The following is a 19,492-nucleotide window of genomic DNA, read 5'->3' as shown; positions in this document are numbered from 1 at the left end:
CCGGGTTAGCTGACGAGCTTGTTGGCGGCCATGTCCCACGTCGACGCGGCGGTGCCTTCCTTGGTGCCGTCGTCCTTCTGCGCGGTGAGTTCCCATTTGATCTTGGTGAAGTTCAGGGAAACGGTTTCCACCGGTTTGCCTCCGGTACCGCCGCTGACGCTGACGTTCGACAGCACCACGTTGGTCAGGGTGTAGATGATGAACGGCAAGAGTTGCCCGCTGCCTTCGGCGGCGTTGCGGCCGATGGTGATCTTGGCTTCTGGAATCGGCTTGCCGGCACAGCAGTATTCGTTGAGGGACGGCGTCGAAGTGTCGACGAATTTGGTCACGGTGAACTCGCCGACGTGAGGTTTACCGGAAGTGCGCTCCGAGTTACTGACGTCATTGGTGACTTGCATCGCGACGTTGTGGCTGTAGGACATGACTTCGATCTTGTCCGCGTAACCCTCGAGCAGGCTGTCGCCTTTGATGTCGCCGCCGAGGTCGAGAATGATTGCATCCATCGCTTGAAACTCCTGAAAGGTGTCGCGCTAGATAAAGGACAGCCCCCGCCGCACGGGCGGCGGGGGCCGCAGGTCAGGCAGCTACCGGTGGCGGCAGGGTGGCGACCAGGCGGATCGAGGCGGTCAACTCTTCGAGTTGAAAGTGCGGCCGCAGAAACACCGTGGCCCGATAGGCGCCCGGTTTGCCGGCGACTTCGGTGACGTCCACCCGTGCTTCACGCAACGGGTACTGCGCCTTGATTTCCTGCGGCGCGTTGTCGTTGATCAGCACGTAGTCGGCGATCCAATTGTTGAGGTAGGTCTGCACGTTATCGCGGGTCATGAAACTGCCGACCTTGTCGCGCATGATCACCTTCAGATAATGGGCGAAACGCGAGGCCGCGAGCACGTACGGCAACATCGCCGAGATGCGCGCGTTGGCGTTGGCCTCGTTGGTGTTGTAGAGCTTGGATTTGTTGGTGGTCTGGCCGCCGAAGAACACGGCGACGTCGCTGTTTTTCTTGTGGCACAGGGCAATGAAACCGAGATCGTTGAGCTCTTTTTCACGGCGGTCGGTGATCGCCACTTCAGTCGGGCATTTGAGCGACAGATCGCCCGAACTGGTGCGGAACGTGTGCGCCGGCAAGCCTTCTACTGCGCCGCCACCCTCGGCGCCACGAATCGCCGCGCACCAGCCGTATTTGGCGAACGCTTCGGTGATGCGTTGTGACAACGCCCACGCGGCATTGCCCCACAGGTATTTGCTGTGGTCGGTGCCGTTGACGTCCTCGACGTAGTTGATGCCTTCCACGGGCGAGGTATCCGGGCCATAAGGCAGGCGCAGGAGAAAGTGCGGCAGCACCAGCGAGACGTAGCGCGAATCTTCGCTCTCACGGAACGAGCGCCACTTGATCAGCTCCTGGCTCTCGAACACTTTCGACAGATCGCGCGGCACCGCCAGTTCGGTGAAGCTGTTCATGTCGAACAACCGGGGGCTGGCGGCGGCAATGAATGGCGCGTGCGCAGCGGCAGCGACGTTCGACAGTTTTTCCAGCAGGCCGATGTCCTGGGGGTGACGGCCGAAGGTGAAATCACCGACCAGCAGGCTGAACGGATGGCCACCGAAGGTGCCGTATTCCTCTTCGTAGATCTTTTTGAACAGGGCGCTCTGATCGAACTCGACGGCTTTTTCCAGGTCGTTCTGCAGCTCTTTCTGGGTCACGTTGAGCAGGCGCAGTTTCAGCCGGGTGCTGGTTTCGGTGTTCTGCACCAGCATGTGCAGGCCTCGCCACGAGGCTTCGAGTTTTTGCAGGTCGGGATGGTGCAGCACCTCGTTGAGCTGGGCGCTGATCAGCTCGTCGATCTGGCTGATGCGGTCGTTGATCATCGCCACGGTGTCCTTGTCGATGGCCATGCCTTCGTCGAGCACCTGGGTGGCGAATTCCGCGAGCATGTCGCGGGCGTAATCCTGCTGACTGTCATCGTGGGCCATACGGCCGTCGAGAATGATCTGGTCGAGCAGGGAAAGTGTCTCGGTTGTACTGTCGCTGGCTTGGTTCTTGGCGGCGGCGGGCATGGCGAATTCTCCCCTCGGTTAAGTGGACGATCAGGCTTGCGGTTCGGCCGGCGCCTCGGCATCAGTTGCCGGGGTAGCGGTGTCTGGGCGGGCCGATTTGATTTCCTGCAAGCCTTCGGTGTTGGCGATGACGTCGCGCAACAGCTTGTCCAGGTCATCGTTGCCGTCGAGTTTGGTCAACAGGTCACGCAGACGTTGGCGGGCCTCGAACAGGCGACGCAGCGGCGTGACTTGCTCCACTACCTTGACCGGGTCGAAGTCGTCGATGTGCTTGAAGTTGAGTTCGATGTTCAGCTTGCTGTCGTCGCCGCTGAGGGTGTTGTTGACCTGCAACGTGGCGCGCGGGGCGATCGAGGCGAGTACTTCGTTGAAGTTGTCGCGGTCGATTTCGGTAAAACGCCGCTCGGTCAGTTTCGCCAATGGCTCAAGGGGTTTGCCCGAGAGATCGGCGAGGATGCCGACCACCAATGGCAATTCCTTTTTCTCGATGGCGTTGCCGATTTCGACGTCGTAAGTGATTTGCACTCGGGGCGGGCGCACCCGGTCGAGCTTGTGCTGAGTACTTTCTGCCATGTCGGCGGACTCCGATGCGATGAGCGGGCGCAATGCATCGGGGTGGCCCGTTCATCGCTTTCCCTTGCTGGACCGTAGGTTAGAAAGGGTGGCAGATGAGCTGTCGTTCCTTTGACAAACCTTCTTGGATTCGGCTGTAGGAACCGAACTACCCAAGACGCTAGAACAGGTCTATAAAAATGCAAGCAAAAACATTTTTGGACACGGCCGAGAAAAGGAAAATTCATTTTGTGCGGACGATTTTTTGTAGCGTTTTTGTTGGTGCTTCTGGCGGGCTGTTCTTTCTTCGAGCCGACGGTGGACCTCGACAGCCTGACCCTCGACGTAGCCCCCAAGGCCAACGACGACACGCCGATTGCCGTGGATTTCATCGCCGTCAACGACCCTGATCTGCTCAAACAACTGTCCGGTATCAGCGCCAGTCAGTGGTTTGCCGAGCGCGAACAGTACCAGCGCGACTATCGTCAGTTGATGAGTGTGTGGGGGCTGGAGTTGGTGCCGGGGCAATTTATCGACCACCAACCCTTCCCGCTGGGGGGCAAGAAGGCGGCTGGACTTTTGGTCTTCGCCAGCTATAACACTCCCGGAGCGCACCGCTTGCGCCTTGATGATCAGCGTCAAGCGTGGCTGAAGTTCGACAGTCGCGAGATGAGCCTGGTCAGTCAGGAAAACTGAAACACACCGTCCGCCGCCGGATCGCGGCGAGGTCGAAGGGAGTCGTATGAGTTTGCTACCTGACGCGGTTTGCTGGCATGAAGGCATGCAATTGCTGCCGCAGCATTTTCAGTTGCAGGGGCTGCGGGCCGAAGCACTCGGCGCGCATCTGGCGCACGCATGTAACCCGTGGTTCTGGGGCGTCAGCCACATGGAATTTGACCCGTCGGCACTGAGCGCCGGCGTGGTGCGGGTGGTGTCGCTGCAAGGGACGATGCCCGACGGCTTGCCGGTGGATGTGCAGGCGGGTGTGGGCCCAGTGCTGGAGCTTGATGTCAGCGCGGCGATCAACGCCACTGACGACGCCACGGTCACTGTGTTCCTGGCGATCAGCCCGATGTGGCGCGCCGGACAATTGCTGCCGCTCAAGGGCCGTTTGCAATCGGTCGTCGGCGAGGCGCTGCCGGATCTCACCAGCGGCCAATTCCCTGAATCGATCACGGTGTGGCGACCCAATCCACGCCTGTGCACACAACTGAACAAAGCCGACTCGATCTGCCTGCCGCTGCTGAAAATCCGCAAGGAGGGCGGAGGCTTCCTGGCGCTGGGTTATACGCCGCCAACGCCGATCCTTTTGCCCGAATCTGTGCTCGGTCGACGCATCGCCGGGCTCTGCGCGCGGGCTCGGGAGAAGTGTCTGTTTCTGGGCGGGCGCTTGCGTCAGGCGCAACAGGCCGGCAATCAGGATGATGCGCTGGAAATCCGTCGGCAGTTGACCGCGCTATGGGCACGCTTGCCGGAAGTCGAAGGTTCGCTGAACAGCCGCATTGCCCAGCCGCAAAGGCTCTATGTGCAACTGCTCGGAATGGCCGGTGCATGGTCGGCGCTTGATCCGCTGGCGGGCGTGCCGGCGTTTGCGCCGCTGGATTTTCTCGAATTGCAGCGCGGTTACGACGCGCTGCTCCAGTGGCTGGAAAGCACCCTCGAACTGATCCGCGCCGGCTATCGCAGCCTGCCGTTCGAACGCAGCGAGCAGAGTTTTTCCATTCAGTTGCCCGATGAGCAGCCGAGCCAGCGTCTGGTCATCGGTTTGCGCATGCCAAACGGCGCCAGCGAGCAAGCTGCGATTGACTGGTTGCGCGGCGCGATCATCGCCTCGGCACCACACATCTCGCTGCTCAGTCGCCAGCGCATGAGCGGTCTGCCTCATCAAGTGATGAACCGCAGCGAGCAAGTGGCCTACAGCGTGGGCGAGGACACGCGGCTGTTTGTCATCACTGCCGAAGGCGCGTGGTTCGACGCGCAACTGCCGCTGGTGATCGCCGCCCCCGCCGCGAAGCTGACCAGCAGTCCGTGGCAAGTGGTGCTGTTTGTCGCCCAGAACAGCGAAAGTGCCTGATCACACAAGGAACGCCGTATGTCGCAAGGAAGTGCCGCAAGCCTGGGGTTGCAGGAAGCACCGTTGAGCAGCGCGTTCCGGCAGACGTGGCAGCAATGGCAACAGGATTGGGTGCAATTGCCCAAGGACAGCGACGACGAAGCGGCGCTGGTGGAGACGGTGGTCGAGCTGTCGACGCAGGCTTCGCAACGGCTCTGGCGCACGGCGTATTCGCGGGTCGGTGATTCGGCGACGGATCAGGTCAAGGCACTGGTTTACGCGTTCGTTGCACTGGTCGATGAAACCCTGTTGTTTACGCCCTGGCCGGGGCAAGCGGCGTGGCAGGACAAACCGCTGGAGTCGCGGTTGTACGCCAGCCGTCAGGCGGGCGAGCAAGTGCCGGCGGCCATTCAAACCCTTCTCGATGAACAACAACCGACCACCCGCGATCTGGCCAACGTGTACTTGCAGTGCCTGATTCTCGGCTTCCACGGACGCCTGCGCGGTGAGCACAGTCAGGCGCAACGGGAGAAATGGCGGCTGGCCCTGTTCAACTTTGCCTGGCAGGACGAAGCCACGTATGACGATGTCAGCCAGCGACTGGTGCAACCTTCGTTGGCTGCACCGTTGCAGTTGCCCGTGCGCACCGCGCTGCCGGACGGCTTTCGTTTGGCGCTGGGTATTCTCGCGATGGTGTTGTTGCTGACTGGACTTGGCCAGTTCCTCTGGCGTGACATTCGTTCCGAGCTCGATCCGGTGCTGCAAATGACCGATTCAGTGGCCGCACCGGAGCAAAACTCATGAGCACCCTGACGATTGTCGCGTGGGTCGTCGCGCTGCTGGTGTTGCTGGTCATTGTTGCCGTGGCCGTGTGGTGGCTACGGACCCAGAGCGGCGCGGCGATCCGCAGTTTCTATGCGTCCGTGCGCCATATGGAGCAGGAGCAGGGCAGTCACGATCGTTATCAGATGCCGTGGATGTTGATGCTCGGCGATGAAACTCAAGGCACGCAATTGGTCACCGAGTGGCGATTGCAGCCGACCGATAAACCGGCGTGGTTTGGCCGCTGGTGGTCGGACCCCGAAGGCGCTGTGCTGGTGGTGCCGCAGGCGTTGTTTCTGCCGGACGACGGCATGCATTTGCAGCGCGGTGGCTGGTGGCGACTGCTCGGGTTGATCCTGCGCATGCGCAGCAAGCGGCCGCTGGACGGCGTGATCTGGACAGTGCCGGTCAGCCACCTGAGCAATCTTGAGCAGGCTGCCAGCCTTGGTCTGGCCGCACGCCGACGCTTTATCGATCTGCTGCAACGCTTTGGTTTGAGCGTGCCGGTGTACGTGATCGTCACGGGACTGGAAGAGTTGCCGGGGTTTCAGGAACTGATCAGCGCCTTGCCCGAGGAGGCCCGTGAACGCACCTTGGGCTGGTCGTCGCCCTACGCGCGCGATGCCGTGTGGCAAGGGCAGTGGAGTGATCAGGCGCTGGATCGAATCCACCGCGCCGTGGCTGAAGCAGTGATTGAAATCGGCACGTTGTCCGGGCAGTTGAGCGCCGACCTGTACGCCTTGCCGGAGCGTCTGGAGACGCTGCGCCGTGGACTTCAGAGCGTGCTCGAACCGGTTTTTCAGGGCAACGCGCAGGGCGAAGCGCCGTGTTTTCGCGGTGTGTATTTCACCGCCAATGAAGCTTCAGAGGACGCCAAGGACGGCTTTTGCGCGGATGACAGCGGCTTGCAGCAGAGCGTGTTCGTGCGCCAGTTGTGGCGTCAGCGTCTGGTCGGCGAACACGGACTGGCCCAAGGCGTGCCGCGTCTGTTGCGTTTGCGTCAGCGTTGGCAGCGGCTGACAGCCGGGGTGGCGTTGGTGGTCGGAGTCGTCTGGGCGGTGGCGATGCTGTGGGTCTGGCACCAGTCGGTCAAGGATGCCCACGAACTGGCGCGGCTGATGCAGGGCGCGCAAAAGAGTTACGTGGCGGTCACCGATGAGGCGCATCGGATTGAACCGACCCGGCGCAATGTGCAGAGTTTCTGGCGGGTGCTGGAGCGAGCACCGCAATGGCGCTACGTTTCGCTGGCATTTCCGTCCTCTTGGTTTTCATCCCTGGACACCCTGCTTGAGCAGGAGCTGTTCCGCTCAGCCCAGGGTCATATGCTCGTGCCGCTGCATGAACTGCTGGTCGCTGAACTGGCGAAAATCAAAACGATCCGCGCCACTGATCGGCGCAGCAGCATTGAAAGTGAAGACCCGGCGCAGTGGAAAAACTATCAAAAGGCCACGGATCTGGTGGACCGGGCATTGCGTCTGGAGCAGCAGAACCAATTGTTTGGCGAAGTGCAGAACAATCAGCGGGCACCGCTCGACGATCTGGTGCAACTGAGCAACAGCGCTTTATCACTGAACCTCAATGCCGCGACATTGCCCCATGCCGCGTATTACAACCGGTTGTTGGCGGCGGGTGATGGCGGCAATTTGCAGGCGTTGGATTTGAGCGTCGAGCAGCCGCTGATACTGAGCAACTTCAACGGGTTGATGGAGCTCTGGCTCAATCAGTATTTCCTTGCCGACAACTTTGTCAGCAAGGCCGGTTACCTCAAATTGCACCTGGAACAACTGGAGGCCGGCAGCGGCAACAGCCTCGGTGAACTGGAAGAACTGCGCGCACTGATTGATGGCCTGCAAGGGGCGATTTCCATGACCAACGCGGCGTGGGGACGCGGCAAGGGCCAGGAACTGGTGCCCGGCTATCGCGCTTTTCTCGACAAGGTGCACAAGAGTTCATTGTTGGGGCCAACCGTGGAGCAACAACTGGAAAACCAGGCCAGCAAATTGCAGCAGAGTTTTCGTGACCAATGGATCGCCCGCGCAGGTTCACGGGACAACTTGCTGGTGCAGCAAGGGAGTGGACAACTGGCGCTGCAGGAACACGTGATCAAACTCGATAACGCCCTGCAGTCGCTATTCAAACGCGATTTCCTGGCCGTTGCCTTGCGCGCCAATCAAGACAATGTGGACATGCAAGGCCAGACCGTGGACGGCGATGACTTCAATCTATCGTTGAGCTATTTCGCCAGTTACAAAAGCTACGTGGCTGAAGAACTGCCTCGGATCCCACCGGCCTATCGCGGCGCGGTGTTGCAAGCCGCCGAAAACGCCGCCGCCCAGGCGATGTGGCTGGGCCTCAAGGATCACGACGACCGAACTCAATCGTACGCGGTGTTCAACGTGCGCGCCGAACAGGCCATGGCCCTGCAAAAAGCCTTTGTGGAACTGCGTCGCAGTGATCTGGCGGCACGTTTGCAAGGCGGGCTGAACCGCCGGGCGATGGCGCAGATCGTCAGTGGCCTGAATGAAATCAGCGACCAGCCACTGTTTGGCGGGCGCACTGAAGTCAGCCAGTGGGACGGCTCGAAAAACCTCGGTCTGCAACTGTACGGCGCCAGTGATGTGCAGGACTTGAAGCTGAGCCTCAAGCAGCAGTTCAACACCATGCTCGGCATCACCGAACGGCGCACCTCGGCGTTGCAATGGCTGATGACTCAACAGGGCAGTCTGTCGGCGCTGGATTACGAGCGGGTGACGCAGTTCAGCGCGCTCAACGACGACTTGCTCAAGTACAAGGATTCGAACCCGGCCAGCTCACCGGCGCAGATCGAGCAATTGGTCAGCCGCGACTTCATCGAGATGGATACCGCCTCGTGCGAACAAGTATTGCAGACCGCTAATGTTGCTCCCGGACGCAGCACGCTGGCGATGCGTGCCGTGGAACTGCAACAGTCCGCCATGCAGCGTTGCCAGTCCCTGCAACAGCAACAGGCCTCAGCGGCATGGAATGAACTGGCCAACTATTTCAATCAATACCTGGCCGATCGCTTTCCCTTCGCCAATGGCGTGCAAGCGCAGGATGCCGACCCGGCAAGGGTTCAGTATTTCCTCGACATTATCGACAAACGCTTGCCGGTGGCGCAGGCCGGACTCGTCCTGAGCCAGGCACCGGAACGGCTGGCGGCGGAAGATTTTCTCAATCGCCTGAAGCAGGCGAGCGTCTGGCTCAAGCCGCTGTTCGTGCGCGACAAGAGCGGCATCCTCGGCGTTGAACTGGATGTGCGTTGGCGTACCGATCGTGATGATGAAAAGGGCGCCGATAAGGTGATTGCCTGGAGCCTGCTCGCCGGCCGTCAGGAGATCAACTACCCGGCAGCCGAGGAGCCGAATCTGCGCTGGAGGGTCGGCCAGCCTATTCGCCTGACCCTGCGCTGGGCGCGTAACGGCAAGGAACGTCCGGTCAATGATCCGCTGCAACCGAACCTGGTGGTGCGCGATCTGGAGGCAGGCTGGGAGTACGGCGGGCCGTGGTCGCTGCTGCGCCTGATGCGTGCGCATTTCTCGGTTCAGCGCCAGCCGAGCATGGACTACACCGATTTCCCGCTGGCCCTGCGTTTGCCGGTGACCGGGGCGCCCGACAGCGTTACCAGTGAATTCGCACGGATGTACGTGCGCCTGTCGTTGATGAGTCAGGGCTCGAAACTGCCGCTGTCGATTGCACCGTTGCCCACGCGCGCACCGCACTCACCGTTTCAGTTCACCGGCACGACGACGGCCGCCATTGAATCGCAGAAGGAGGGATTGTGAATCTGCCATCGACCCCGTTGCCGGATCTGATTGATCAGTTGCTTGCGCCGATCAGCGCAGAAGCGCCGTGCGGCGTCGATCTGCGGTATGAACGCGAGTTCGACCAGTTGCGCGACCTGCGCCGCGAAGACGACGCCAGCCTGCCGACCGGCGTGTGGCAGTCGACGCTGAAACGGGCGAATTGGCCGCAAGTCGAAAAGCTTACGACCGCATTGTTGCTGGAGCGCAGCAAGGATCTGATGCTCAGCGCCTGGCTCGGCGAGGCGTGGCTGCACCTGCAGGCGCTGGATGGTTTGCCCAACAGCCTGGCGCTGATTGCCGGTTTGTGTGAGCGTTTTCCCGAGCAGTTGCACCCGCAAGCCGAGGACGGCGACCAGTCATGGCGGGTAATTCCGCTGGAATGGCTGGTGCGTCGATACAGCGAGGTGTTGCTCACCCGGGTGCCACTGTTCGGCAGTCGCAACAGCGACTTCGAGGCCTATACCCTTGAAGTCTGGCGGCGTTTGCAGGTTCAGCAGGTGCAGGCCAACGACAGCAAGGATGCCAAGACCTCGGTGCAAACCGCGCGCAATGAACAGAAGAAAATCAACGATCAGATCCGCGTTACGCCGCTGGCGTTCTGGCTACGCACCCAAGGCAATCTGCTGCTGAGCCTGCAACACCTGCAACGGCTCGACGCCTGGAGCGAGGCTTATCTGGGCGATCAAGGCCCGGGGTTACGCCCGTTGCAGGACATCATTGAAGCGCTGCTGACGCTGGTTCAGGAGTTTATGGCCATGCACCCACAACAACCGGCGTCGCCCGCGCCAATGCCCGACGTACCCGCCGCCGTGGCGCCATCCACTGAAGAAACGCCCGTGGCCCAGGTGTTTCGCGAACCGGCCAGCCGCGATGAGGCCTACCGCCAATTGCTGCTGATCGCCGAATACCTGGCGCGTACCGAGCCCCATAGCCCGGTGCCGTATCTCATCCGGCGCGCAGTGGAGTGGGGCAATAAACCGCTGAGCGAGTTGCTTGGCGAGTTGATCTCGGCAGATGCCGAGTCACGGCGTTTATGGACGTTGCTCGGGGTGCTTTAGTGCACGCGCAGATTGCTGGTTCTCGACGGCAGTTGAATCGGTGTGAGTACCGGTTGGCCTGAAAAGAACGCCATGAGGTTTTTGCCCACCAACTCGACGGTGCCTCGGGTGGCTTCCGGTGACAGACCGGCGACGTGTGGCGTGAGCAGCACATTGCTGAGGGCTTTCAGCGCCTCCGGCACCTGTGGTTCGTGGTCGAATACATCCAGCGCGGCACCGGCGATTCGGCGTTGTTCAAGGGCCGTGATCAGGTCCGCCGTGGCGATTACGCTCGCCCGCGCGATATTGACGATGAAACCTTTGGGCCCCAGCGCATCGAGCACCGGGCGGGTTACCAGATGCTGAGTGCCAATGCCGCCGGGTGTGGCGACGATGAGAAAGTCAGACGCACGAGCCAATTCGGTCGGCGTCGAGCAGAACGCGTAAGGCACGTCACTGCGCACCTGACGGCTGTGATAGCTGATCTGCATGTCGAAGCCCAGGCCTGCGCGTTTGGCAATCGCCATGCCCACAGATCCTAAGCCGAGAATCCCCAAATGTTTGCCGGCCAGCGACGGACGCATGATCTTCGGCCATTCACCCCGACGCACGGCAGCATCGCAACGTGGAATGTCGCGCACCAACGCCAGCAGCATGGCCATCGCGTGGTCAGCCACCGACGAGGCGTTGACCCCGGCGCCATTGGTCACAGTGATCCCGCGATCACTGGCGGCTTGCAAGTCGACGTGTTCGTAACCGGCACCAATCACCGTGATGATTTTCAGCGCGGGCAGGGCGGCGATTTCGTCGGCGGTCAGGCCCAAGGGGCCACGGGTGAGCACCGCGTCGATGCGGCCGCCATGGGTGGCGATTGCTTGAGCGCGTTCGGCGGGTGTCGGCGCCAGAATCAGGTGGAAGCCCTGATGTTCAAGAATCGGCAAATAGTCATTGATGGTTTCAACCAGTACCAGAACGGATGCGGGCATTGCGCGGCTCCTGTGATCGTCGGTGTCGAGGGCATCAAATGAGTTTCAGAGTGCTGATAGCAAGGCAGCATGGCAATGGTCGACATTCAAGCATGGGTGCTTTGATTCTGGACGGCTTCGCGCAAGAAGCAAGGGCCTCAGCACACCGGCTATCCAGTGCGCTCAAGGTTGGCGACTGATCGTGTTTGAGCGAGACGGTCAGCAGCCTCGTATCGACGCCGCAGTACGGCGCAGCGGCATCGATTCGCGAGGCGACCCGTCAGAATGTCACATCGGCACTGTTGATTAACCGTGCGAAGGCTGCACCGAGGGTTGCGTTGTGATGGTCGATGATGGCTTGGGCGGCCAACAGCGGAGTGTCCATGCAAGTGTGGGCATCGGCCACCAGCACGGGTTTGAGACCCAGATCGGCGGCGGCGCGACAGGTGCTGTCGATGCAGAACTGAGTCTTCATGCCTACGATGTAAAGCTCTCCGATTTTTTCGGTTTTGAGTTGTTGCGCCAGTTCAGTTCCGTGGAAGGCATTGGGGCGGGATTTGTCGAAGAGGATGTCGATTTCAGCGTCCAGTTCAAGCGCTGGCAGCAATTGCCAGAATGGGCTGCCCGCGGCAATCGGCGAACCTTGCGGGCCAGTGTGGCGCACGGCGAAGATCGGAACGTTTTGTTGACGCGCCTTTTTGATCAGGTGCTGGATGTTGGCGAGCACCCGTTCGCCGTCGTGGGGGGGTTCCGGACCCTGGAACAGACCGACCTGCATATCGATAATCAACAGTGCTGCGCACATGTGTTTCTCCTTGAGTGACAAAAGTTGCCGCACGGACGGGAGAAACAACAAGGCCCCGTCCATTGCTGGCGGGGCCTTGGGTTTGCTGCGCTGGGGTTACCTCAGGCACAAACACCACGACCCGCCGGTGGCGGTCGTGGTGGTACGGGTGAGGTGCAGCGCGCGAAGGTTCATGGGGCTGATCATGCTGGCCGTGTTGCCGGGCTGTCAATGACCGAATCAGGTGAAGTATTGAGCGACGCCGTTGCCGCATGCCCCGTTCTCTTTTTTGACTTCCGCCCGGTTGATGTACACGCCTTTGCGAGCAAGCCCGCGCACAGTTGTGCGCGATACACCCCACCATTAACTGATACTTTCAAACCTGAGTCGCACGTTGGTTACCTGCAATCTGTCAGATATTTCGTCAGCTTTTGTAGCTGATAAACGCAATTCTTGGCTTCCGTTTAAAGACATCCGTAGTTACGTGCCAATGCCCACAAATTCTTGCGTCGTTGCCTACGCGTGCGCCAGAATCCGCCGGCTTGTGCGCCTGGAGGGCGGTCGGTAACTTGGTTCGCATCACTGATTTCCAGTGATCGGGCTTAGCGGCCCGGTTTGTTCTCGGTTGCATAAGTCTTATCTAGACGGGCATATGCCTGCGCTTGATGGTGGCTGTGCGCATGGCACCTTCGGGTGCGCCGGGTTTCGAGAACTTACCGGTCCGCTAACTTGCGCATAGCCGCCACCCTTTTGCTTAGCGGCGAGAGGGGAGGCGGCATTACCGGAGGTAAGTTCTCAATGTTCAAGGTAACGCCAAACCCGCCGAATCCCGATCCGGCATCCCCCTACGAATCCCTTGGCTCCAAGAAATTCCACGAAGCCGCCGAGCGCGCCCTCGACCACTACCTGGATCCGCCAACCGCCAAAGTCATGGCCGCGCCCTACGCACCCAATCGCCTGTACATGGCCAACCCCGCCGCCGGCAACGAACCCCTGCTGGCCGATGCAAGCGAAACCCTAGGTTCGGCCAACGTCATGCTCAACAACTTCGCCGCCCTGCTGGAAGGCACCCATCGCCAGACCGCATTAGGCATCGCCCAGAACGTGATGCTGGCTGAACTGGCGGTCAATCAGGTGCTCGATAATCTGGTGCCGACGGAATAAGCCAAACGCTGCGGCGGGGTCATTCGCCTCGCCGCAGTCTCTGTCATGGCTTTGTATGAGGCGGCCTACTCGACTCCCGGATTTTGCCTACGAAACCATCGGATCCATCGGCTTTCCGGCAAGCGATGAGCGCGAAATCATGAGGACACAAAGCAGTCTGAGCAGCCACTGCCAACAGCCAAGGAAGGCCAGTTTTGCATTTCACTTGGATTCATATTGGGTCGATCGGTCTGATCAAGTTTTTTCGGTCACATGCGGCACTGGAACATGCCTAAAAACGACAGTTAACCTTTCCAGCGCCGACATATGTTTTGCCAAAAGCGACATCCCATAATCTGATCCGCACAACCATTGCTCAGCTAAGTCTTTGCTTCTGTTGATTTATCACGGAGAATCGCGCCCCTGTTTCGGCCGGAGCATGTTTGTCGGTTTTTTCCGACGCGTCCTGACCGAGTGGCAAGTGACCGGAATGCGGAGATCCGACCGGATGAATGAGCAGGCCAATAGCGTCAACGAACGCTATGAAGCAGCACCAGCCGAGCTGTCGAGCTGGAGTCGCCAGGACACCACCTGGATGTTGGGACTGTTTGGGACGGCGATTGGCGCCGGCACCCTGTTTTTGCCAATCAATGCAGGGCTGGGCGGCTTCTGGCCGCTGGTGATCCTCGCGCTGTTGGCTTTCCCGATGACGTTCTACGCACACCGTGGCCTGACCCGTTTTGTGCTCTCTGGTCGCGAAGGCGCCGACATCACTGAAGTGGTCGAGCAGCATTTCGGCATCAAGGCCGGGGCGCTGATCACATTGCTGTACTTTTTCGCCATCTTCCCGATTCTGCTGATCTACAGCGTCGGCCTGACCAACACGGTCGCCAGTTTCCTCGAACACCAACTGCACATTACGCCGCCACCGCGTGTGATCCTGTCGTTTGTGCTGATCCTCGGCCTGCTGGCGGTGGTACGTTGCGGCGAGCAGGCGATCGTCAAGGCGATGAGCCTGATGGTTTACCCTTTTATCGTCGCGCTGCTGTTTCTGGCGGTGTACCTGATCCCGCACTGGAATGGCGGCATCCTCGCCACCGCTTCGCACGTGCCGGCGCCATCCGCGTTGCTGCATACGCTGTGGCTGGCCATTCCGGTGATGGTGTTCTCGTTCAACCACTCGCCAATCATTTCCGCGTTTGCGGTCGATCAGAAGCGTCGTTACGGCGTTCACGCACAAGAGCGCAGTTCGCAGATCCTGTCCCGCGCTCATGCGTTGATGGTGCTGATGGTGCTGTTCTTCGTGTTCAGTTGCGTGCTGACGCTGTCGCCCGCACAACTGGCTGAAGCGAAGGCGCAGAACCTGTCGATCCTGTCGTACCTGGCCAACCACTTCAGCAACCCGACCATCGCCTTCGCGGCCCCGTTGATTGCATTTGTGGCGATTTCCAAGTCGTTCCTCGGTCATTACATCGGTGCCAGCGAAGGTCTGAAAGGTCTGATCGTCAAGAGCGGCAAGCGTCCGGGTGCGAAGGCGCTGGATCGCATTGTGGCGGCGTTCATGCTGGTCATCTGCTGGATCGTGGCGACGCTGAACCCGAGCATTCTGGGCATGATTGAAACCATCGGCGGCCCGGTGATTGCGGCCATTCTGTTCCTGATGCCGATGTACGCGATTCGTAAAGTGCCGGCGATGGCGCGCTATCGTGGGCAGGCGTCGAACGTGTTTGTCACGGCTGTGGGGCTGGTGGCGATTTCGGCGTTGATTTATTCGCTGACGGCTTAGGCCAAAGCGCCGGATACTCAGCTACAGTGGCCGCTGTGCGTGATGCGCACAGCGGCTTTTTTTCGTCTGGAGACAGTGGATTGTCGAGCGCCCCGCAACCTGTTGAACCCACCCACCGCTGGCAGGATGTACTCGCCGGCCTGTCGATTGCCGGGCTGCTGTTGCCTGAAGCCGTCGCGTATTCGACCATCGCCGCGCTGGCGCCGCAGGCCGGAGTCATCGCGCTGTTTGCCGGTTTGCTCTGTTACGGGTTGTTCGGCACCAGCCGCTTTGCGATTGTTTCGGCCACCTCGTCATCAGCGGCGGTGCTGGCAGCAGCGACGGCGACGCTGGCTGATGGTGATCCGCAATTACGCTCGACCTTGGCGGTCGGCTTGGTGCTGGTCACCGGGGCGCTGTTTTTGCTGGCGGGGATCTTTCGTTTCGGCAGCGTCACCGCGTTCATCGCCAAGCCGGTGTTGCGCGGATTTGCCTTTGGTCTGGCGCTGACGATCATTCTCAAACAGGTTGCCAGCGTCGTCGGCGTGCACCTGACCGACGCCAATCTGGTGCGCTTCGCCCCGCAACTGCTGGAGCAACTGCCGCAATGGAACTGGCCGGCGGCTGGCGTCGCTGTTGTGGCACTGGTGTTGCTGGGGCTGTTCTCACGCTTTCCACGGGTACCGGGTGGCTTGCTGGTGGTGGTGATCGGCATTGTGGCCGGGCAATGGCTGAACTTGCCGGCGTATGGCGTGAAGATGATCGGACTCATCGATCTGAGCCTGGAAGTACCGAATCTGCCAGTGCTGCCATTTGCTGATTGGCTGCGGTTGGGGGAGGTGGGGTTTGCGCTGGTGATGATTCTGTATGCGGAGTCTTACGGCTCGATCAGTTCGTTTGCGCTCAAGCATGGTGACCGGGTGACTTCCAATCGCGATTTGCTGGTGTTGGGGGCGTCGAACCTGTTGTCCGGGTTGTTTCATGGCATGCCGGCAGGGGCGGGGTATTCGGCGACGTCGGCGAATGAGGAGGCGGGTGCGACTTCACGGTGGGCCGGTGGGGTTGCGGCATTGGTGGTGTTGCTGATCGTGCTGACGGTGTTGCCGTGGATCGCCCTGACGCCGGAGCCGATTCTTGCCGCCATCGTCATGCATGCGCTGGGCAGAGGCTTGAGCTTGCAGCCGCTGGGGCGCTACTTCATTTGGCGCCGGGATCGGGTATTGGTGCTCTGCGCTGTGGGCGCGGTGCTGGTATTGGGCGTGCTGGACGGTTTGCTGGTGTCGGTGGCGATCAGTGTATTGCTGATGCTCAAGCAGATGTCGGCGGCGGATATTCAGGTACTCGGGCGGATTGACGGTGGGCATGACTTTGTCGACTTGCAGCGCCATCCGATTGCTCAGGCCGAGCCAGGGGTGCTGATCATTCGACCGAGCGAGGCGTTGTTCTTTGCCAATGTCGAACGGATTCTCGGGGCAGCGTTGCATTTGGTCCGCCATTCGCCGGTGCCGGTGCACACGGTGATCCTCAGTCTGGAGGAAACGCCCAACCTGGATGGCACCAGCATCGAGGCCATGCAGGAGTTTTTTCTGCGGGTGGATCAGGAGGGTAAACGACTGATACTGGCGCGGCTCAAGCATGAGGCCAAGAGTGCCTTGGCGAAGCTGCCAGAGGTCGCTGCCAATGGCGTGATCCTCAGCGGGCTAAGCGTCGATGGGGCTGTCCAGCAAGCCCAAATCCACAGGTAATTTGAGTTCAGTTGCTTTGGGCATAAAAAAACGCCGCTCATCTCACGATGGGCGGCGTTTTTCATTGCGTTGCAGCGTTAGGCTTGAACGACCGGGATGTTGGCGTTCGCAGCAGCTTCACGGAACTCGGCAATCTGGTCGAAGGACAGGTAGCGGTAGATATCGGCCGCCATGCTGTCGATCTTGCCAGCGTATTCCATGTACTCCTCGACGGTCGGCAGGCGACCCAGGATCGAAGCAACGGACGCCAGCTCGGCCGAAGCCAGGTAGACGTTCGCGCCGTCGCCCAGACGGTTCGGGAAGTTACGGGTCGAAGTCGACACCACGGTGCTGTTCGGCTCAACGCGTGCCTGGTTACCCATGCACAGCGAGCAGCCTGGCATTTCCATGCGAGCGCCAGCCTTGCCGTAGATGCCGTAGTAGCCTTCTTCGGTCAGTTGGTGAGCGTCCATTTTGGTCGGCGGCGACAGCCACAGACGGGTTGGCAGCTGACCCTTGACCTGATCCAGCAGTTTACCGGCAGCGCGGAAGTGACCGATGTTGGTCATGCACGAACCGATGAACACTTCGTCGATCTTCTCGCCAGCAACGCTGGACAGCAGACGGGCGTCGTCCGGATCGTTCGGCGCGCAGAGCACAGGCTCGTTGACGTCGGCCAGATCGATTTCGATGACTTCGGCGTATTCGGCGTCGGCATCGGCTTCCATCAGCTCAGGGTTGGCAACCCAGGCTTCCATTGCTTGTGCGCGACGTTCCAGGGTACGTGCATCGCCGTAGCCTTCGCCGATCATCCAGCGCAGCAGGGTGATGTTGGAGTTCAGGTACTCGGTGATCGACTCTTTCGACAGCTTGATGGTGCAACCGGCAGCCGAACGTTCAGCCGAGGCGTCGGACAGCTCGAAAGCCTGTTCCAGCGTCAGACCTTCCAGGCCTTCGATTTCCAGGATGCGGCCGGAGAAGGCGTTCTTCTTGCCTTTCTTCTCGACGGTCAGCAGACCGTTCTGAATGGCGAAGTAAGGAATGGCATGAACCAGGTCACGCAGGGTGATACCAGGTTTCATTTTGCCTTTGAAGCGCACCAGGATCGATTCCGGCATGTCCAGCGGCATGACGCCGGTGGCGGCGGCGAACGCGACCAGACCGGAACCGGCCGGGAACGAGATGCCCATCGGGAAACGGGTGTGCGAGTCACCACCGGTACCGACGGTGTCCGGCAGCAGCATGCGGTTCAGCCACGAGTGGATGATGCCGTCGCCCGGACGCAGGGAAACGCCGCCGCGGGTCATGATGAAGTCAGGCAGGGTGTGGTGGGTGGTCACGTCGATCGGCTTTGGATAAGCCGCGGTGTGGCAGAACGACTGCATCACCAGATCAGCGGAGAAGCCCAGGCACGCCAGGTCTTTCAGTTCGTCACGGGTCATTGGACCGGTGGTGTCCTGAGACCCTACGGTGGTCATCTTCGGTTCGCAGTAGGTGCCAGGACGAACGCCTTTGCCTTCTGCCAGACCGCAAGCCTTGCCGACCATTTTCTGCGCCAGGGTGAAACCCTTGGTGCTTTCAATGGGCGCGTCTGGCTTCTTGAACAGGTCGAACGGCGGCAGACCCAGTTCGGCGCGAGCCTTCTCGGTCAGGCCACGGCCGATGATCAGCGGGATACGGCCACCAGCGCGGACTTCGTCCAACAGCACCGGGGTCTTCATTTCGAAGGTGGTCAGGACTTCGTCGGTGCCGTGTTTGCAGACTTTGCCAGCATGCGGGTACAGGTCGATCACGTCGCCCATGTTCATGTTGGAAACGTCGAACTCGATTGGCAGTGCGCCGGCATCTTCCATGGTGTTGTAGAAGATCGGAGCGATTTTGCTGCCGAAGCAGAAACCGCCAGCGCGCTTGTTCGGCACGTAAGGAACGTCGTCACCGAAGAACCACAGCACCGAGTTGGTGGCCGATTTACGCGAAGAACCAGTACCGACCACGTCACCGACGTAGGCGATCGGGAAGCCTTGACCGCGCATTTCTTCGATCTGCTTCATCGGGCCGATGGCGCCCTGCTGATCAGGAACGATGCCGTCGCGAGCCATTTTCAGCATGGCCAGGGCGTGCAGCGGGATGTCTGGACGCGACCAGGCATCAGGCGCAGGGGACAGGTCGTCGGTGTTGGTTTCGCCGGTGACCTTGAACACGCGCAGGCTGATCTTGTCGGCCAGGGTCGGGCGGTTCTTGAACCACTCGCCGTCAGCCCAGGATTGCAGCACGGCTTGGGCGTGAGCGTTGCCGTTCTTGGCTTTTTCGGCCACGTCGTGGAACGCATCGAACATCAGCAGGGTGTGCTTGAGTTGCGCGGCAGCGACTGGCGCCAGTTCGGCGTCGTCCAGCAGGTCAACCAGGGTCACGATGTTGTAGCCGCCCTGCATGGTGCCGAGCAGTTCTACAGCGCGTTTTTTGTCCAGCAGAGGGGAGGAAACTTCGCCCTTGGCCAGTGCAGACAGGAAGCCGGCTTTAACGTAAGCCGCTTCGTCCACGCCGGGTGGAATGCGATTGGTGATCAGGTCAACGAGAAATTCTTCTTCGCCAGCCGGAGGGTTCTTCAGCAGCTCGACCAGGCCTGCTGTTTGTTCGGCGTTAAGCGGCTGGGGAACGATACCCAGGGCTGCACGCTCTTCGATATGTTTGCGGTAGGCTTCAAGCACAGTTATTACCCTCATCAGTGGTCCCAAATGGGTGTCCGGGACGCTCATCCCGAAATG

Annotated in this window: 14 protein-coding genes; 8 read left to right on the top strand and 6 right to left on the bottom strand. The window is 60.4% G+C overall.

Annotated elements, in window-relative coordinates; translation table 11 throughout:
- Positions 1 to 5: 5 nt before the first annotated feature.
- The 3 genes from K5E40_RS22460 to tssB all read right to left on the bottom strand — a co-directional run bounded on the left by K5E40_RS22460 (position 6) and on the right by tssB (position 2,631).
- Positions 6 to 503 (bottom strand): Hcp family type VI secretion system effector, encoded by a 498-nt coding sequence (locus tag K5E40_RS22460; RefSeq protein WP_221732671.1) that lies wholly within the window; start codon positions 501 to 503, stop codon positions 6 to 8.
- A 73-nt stretch (positions 504 to 576) separates the two neighbouring features.
- Positions 577 to 2,058: a type VI secretion system contractile sheath large subunit gene (tssC, locus tag K5E40_RS22455; protein ID WP_221732670.1), complete on the bottom strand. Its 1,482-nt coding sequence runs from the start codon at positions 2,056 to 2,058 to the stop codon at positions 577 to 579.
- Positions 2,059 to 2,088: 30 nt separating this feature from the next.
- On the bottom strand, positions 2,089 to 2,631 hold the full coding sequence (gene tssB / locus K5E40_RS22450; protein WP_221732669.1) for a type VI secretion system contractile sheath small subunit: 543 nt from the start codon (positions 2,629 to 2,631) through the stop codon (positions 2,089 to 2,091).
- Positions 2,632 to 2,859: 228 nt separating this feature from the next.
- On the opposite strand from tssB, the gene K5E40_RS22445 reads away from it, so the two are divergent.
- Genes K5E40_RS22445 through tssA form a run of 5 tightly spaced genes read left to right on the top strand, consistent with a single transcriptional unit; the run spans position 2,860 to position 10,367 of the window.
- Complete coding sequence (locus tag K5E40_RS22445; RefSeq protein WP_221732668.1) at positions 2,860 to 3,306, top strand: type VI secretion protein; 447 nt, start codon at positions 2,860 to 2,862, stop codon at positions 3,304 to 3,306.
- Positions 3,307 to 3,352: 46 nt separating this feature from the next.
- Complete coding sequence (tssK, locus tag K5E40_RS22440) at positions 3,353 to 4,684, top strand: type VI secretion system baseplate subunit TssK (protein WP_221732667.1); 1,332 nt, start codon at positions 3,353 to 3,355, stop codon at positions 4,682 to 4,684.
- A gap of 18 nt (positions 4,685 to 4,702) precedes the next feature.
- On the top strand, positions 4,703 to 5,467 hold the full coding sequence (locus K5E40_RS22435; protein WP_221732666.1) for a DotU/TssL family secretion system protein: 765 nt from the start codon (positions 4,703 to 4,705) through the stop codon (positions 5,465 to 5,467).
- On the top strand, positions 5,464 to 9,288 hold the full coding sequence (locus K5E40_RS22430) for a type VI secretion protein IcmF/TssM N-terminal domain-containing protein (RefSeq protein WP_221732665.1): 3,825 nt from the start codon (positions 5,464 to 5,466) through the stop codon (positions 9,286 to 9,288). The genes K5E40_RS22435 and K5E40_RS22430 overlap by 4 nt, the downstream gene beginning before the upstream one ends.
- Complete coding sequence (gene tssA, locus K5E40_RS22425) at positions 9,285 to 10,367, top strand: type VI secretion system protein TssA (RefSeq protein WP_221732664.1); 1,083 nt, start codon at positions 9,285 to 9,287, stop codon at positions 10,365 to 10,367. Before K5E40_RS22430 ends, tssA begins: the two co-directional genes overlap by 4 nt.
- Here tssA and K5E40_RS22420 read toward each other — a convergent pair.
- Together K5E40_RS22420 and K5E40_RS22415 are read right to left on the bottom strand one after the other, a co-directional pair.
- Positions 10,364 to 11,332: a 2-hydroxyacid dehydrogenase gene (locus K5E40_RS22420; protein ID WP_221732663.1), complete on the bottom strand. Its 969-nt coding sequence runs from the start codon at positions 11,330 to 11,332 to the stop codon at positions 10,364 to 10,366. The genes tssA and K5E40_RS22420 overlap by 4 nt on opposite strands.
- A gap of 259 nt (positions 11,333 to 11,591) precedes the next feature.
- Positions 11,592 to 12,116 carry a cysteine hydrolase family protein gene (locus K5E40_RS22415; protein ID WP_221732662.1) on the bottom strand — a complete coding sequence of 175 codons (525 nt, stop codon included), beginning with the start codon at positions 12,114 to 12,116 and terminating at the stop codon, positions 11,592 to 11,594.
- A gap of 777 nt (positions 12,117 to 12,893) precedes the next feature.
- Here K5E40_RS22415 and K5E40_RS22410 point away from each other — a divergent pair.
- From K5E40_RS22410 to K5E40_RS22400, 3 genes are all read left to right on the top strand, one after another.
- Positions 12,894 to 13,259: a DUF6124 family protein gene (locus K5E40_RS22410; protein ID WP_221732661.1), complete on the top strand. Its 366-nt coding sequence runs from the start codon at positions 12,894 to 12,896 to the stop codon at positions 13,257 to 13,259.
- 487 nt (positions 13,260 to 13,746) lie between these two features.
- Positions 13,747 to 15,024: an HAAAP family serine/threonine permease gene (locus K5E40_RS22405; RefSeq protein WP_221732714.1), complete on the top strand. Its 1,278-nt coding sequence runs from the start codon at positions 13,747 to 13,749 to the stop codon at positions 15,022 to 15,024.
- An 80-nt stretch (positions 15,025 to 15,104) separates the two neighbouring features.
- Positions 15,105 to 16,748 (top strand): SulP family inorganic anion transporter, encoded by a 1,644-nt coding sequence (locus K5E40_RS22400; protein WP_221732660.1) that lies wholly within the window; start codon positions 15,105 to 15,107, stop codon positions 16,746 to 16,748.
- 77 nt (positions 16,749 to 16,825) lie between these two features.
- Here the strand turns inward: K5E40_RS22400 and acnB are convergent, their stop codons facing one another.
- Complete coding sequence (gene acnB / locus K5E40_RS22395) at positions 16,826 to 19,435, bottom strand: bifunctional aconitate hydratase 2/2-methylisocitrate dehydratase (RefSeq protein ID WP_221732713.1); 2,610 nt, start codon at positions 19,433 to 19,435, stop codon at positions 16,826 to 16,828.
- Positions 19,436 to 19,492: the final 57 nt, after the last annotated feature.

The organism is Pseudomonas baetica, from assembly GCF_019733355.1.
GTDB lineage: Bacteria > Pseudomonadota > Gammaproteobacteria > Pseudomonadales > Pseudomonadaceae > Aquipseudomonas > Aquipseudomonas baetica_A.
The sequence above is the reverse complement of the archived record's forward strand: the minus strand, read 5'-3'. Positions and strand labels throughout refer to the sequence as shown.

Bases quoted from the DNA above. Each gene is read 5' to 3' on its own strand.
- K5E40_RS22420 (WP_221732663.1), bottom strand. From the start codon at position 11,332: ATGCCCGCATCCGTTCTGGTACTGGTTGAAACCATCAATGACTATTTG.
- K5E40_RS22410 (WP_221732661.1), top strand. From the start codon at position 12,894: ATGTTCAAGGTAACGCCAAACCCGCCGAATCCCGATCCGGCATCCCCC.
- K5E40_RS22430 (WP_221732665.1), top strand. From the start codon at position 5,464: ATGAGCACCCTGACGATTGTCGCGTGGGTCGTCGCGCTGCTGGTGTTG.
- K5E40_RS22415 (WP_221732662.1), bottom strand. From the start codon at position 12,116: ATGTGCGCAGCACTGTTGATTATCGATATGCAGGTCGGTCTGTTCCAG.
- tssK (WP_221732667.1), top strand. From the start codon at position 3,353: ATGAGTTTGCTACCTGACGCGGTTTGCTGGCATGAAGGCATGCAATTG.
- tssB (WP_221732669.1), bottom strand. From the start codon at position 2,631: ATGGCAGAAAGTACTCAGCACAAGCTCGACCGGGTGCGCCCGCCCCGA.
- tssC (WP_221732670.1), bottom strand. From the start codon at position 2,058: ATGCCCGCCGCCGCCAAGAACCAAGCCAGCGACAGTACAACCGAGACA.
- K5E40_RS22405 (WP_221732714.1), top strand. From the start codon at position 13,747: ATGAATGAGCAGGCCAATAGCGTCAACGAACGCTATGAAGCAGCACCA.
- K5E40_RS22435 (WP_221732666.1), top strand. From the start codon at position 4,703: ATGTCGCAAGGAAGTGCCGCAAGCCTGGGGTTGCAGGAAGCACCGTTG.
- K5E40_RS22460 (WP_221732671.1), bottom strand. From the start codon at position 503: ATGGATGCAATCATTCTCGACCTCGGCGGCGACATCAAAGGCGACAGC.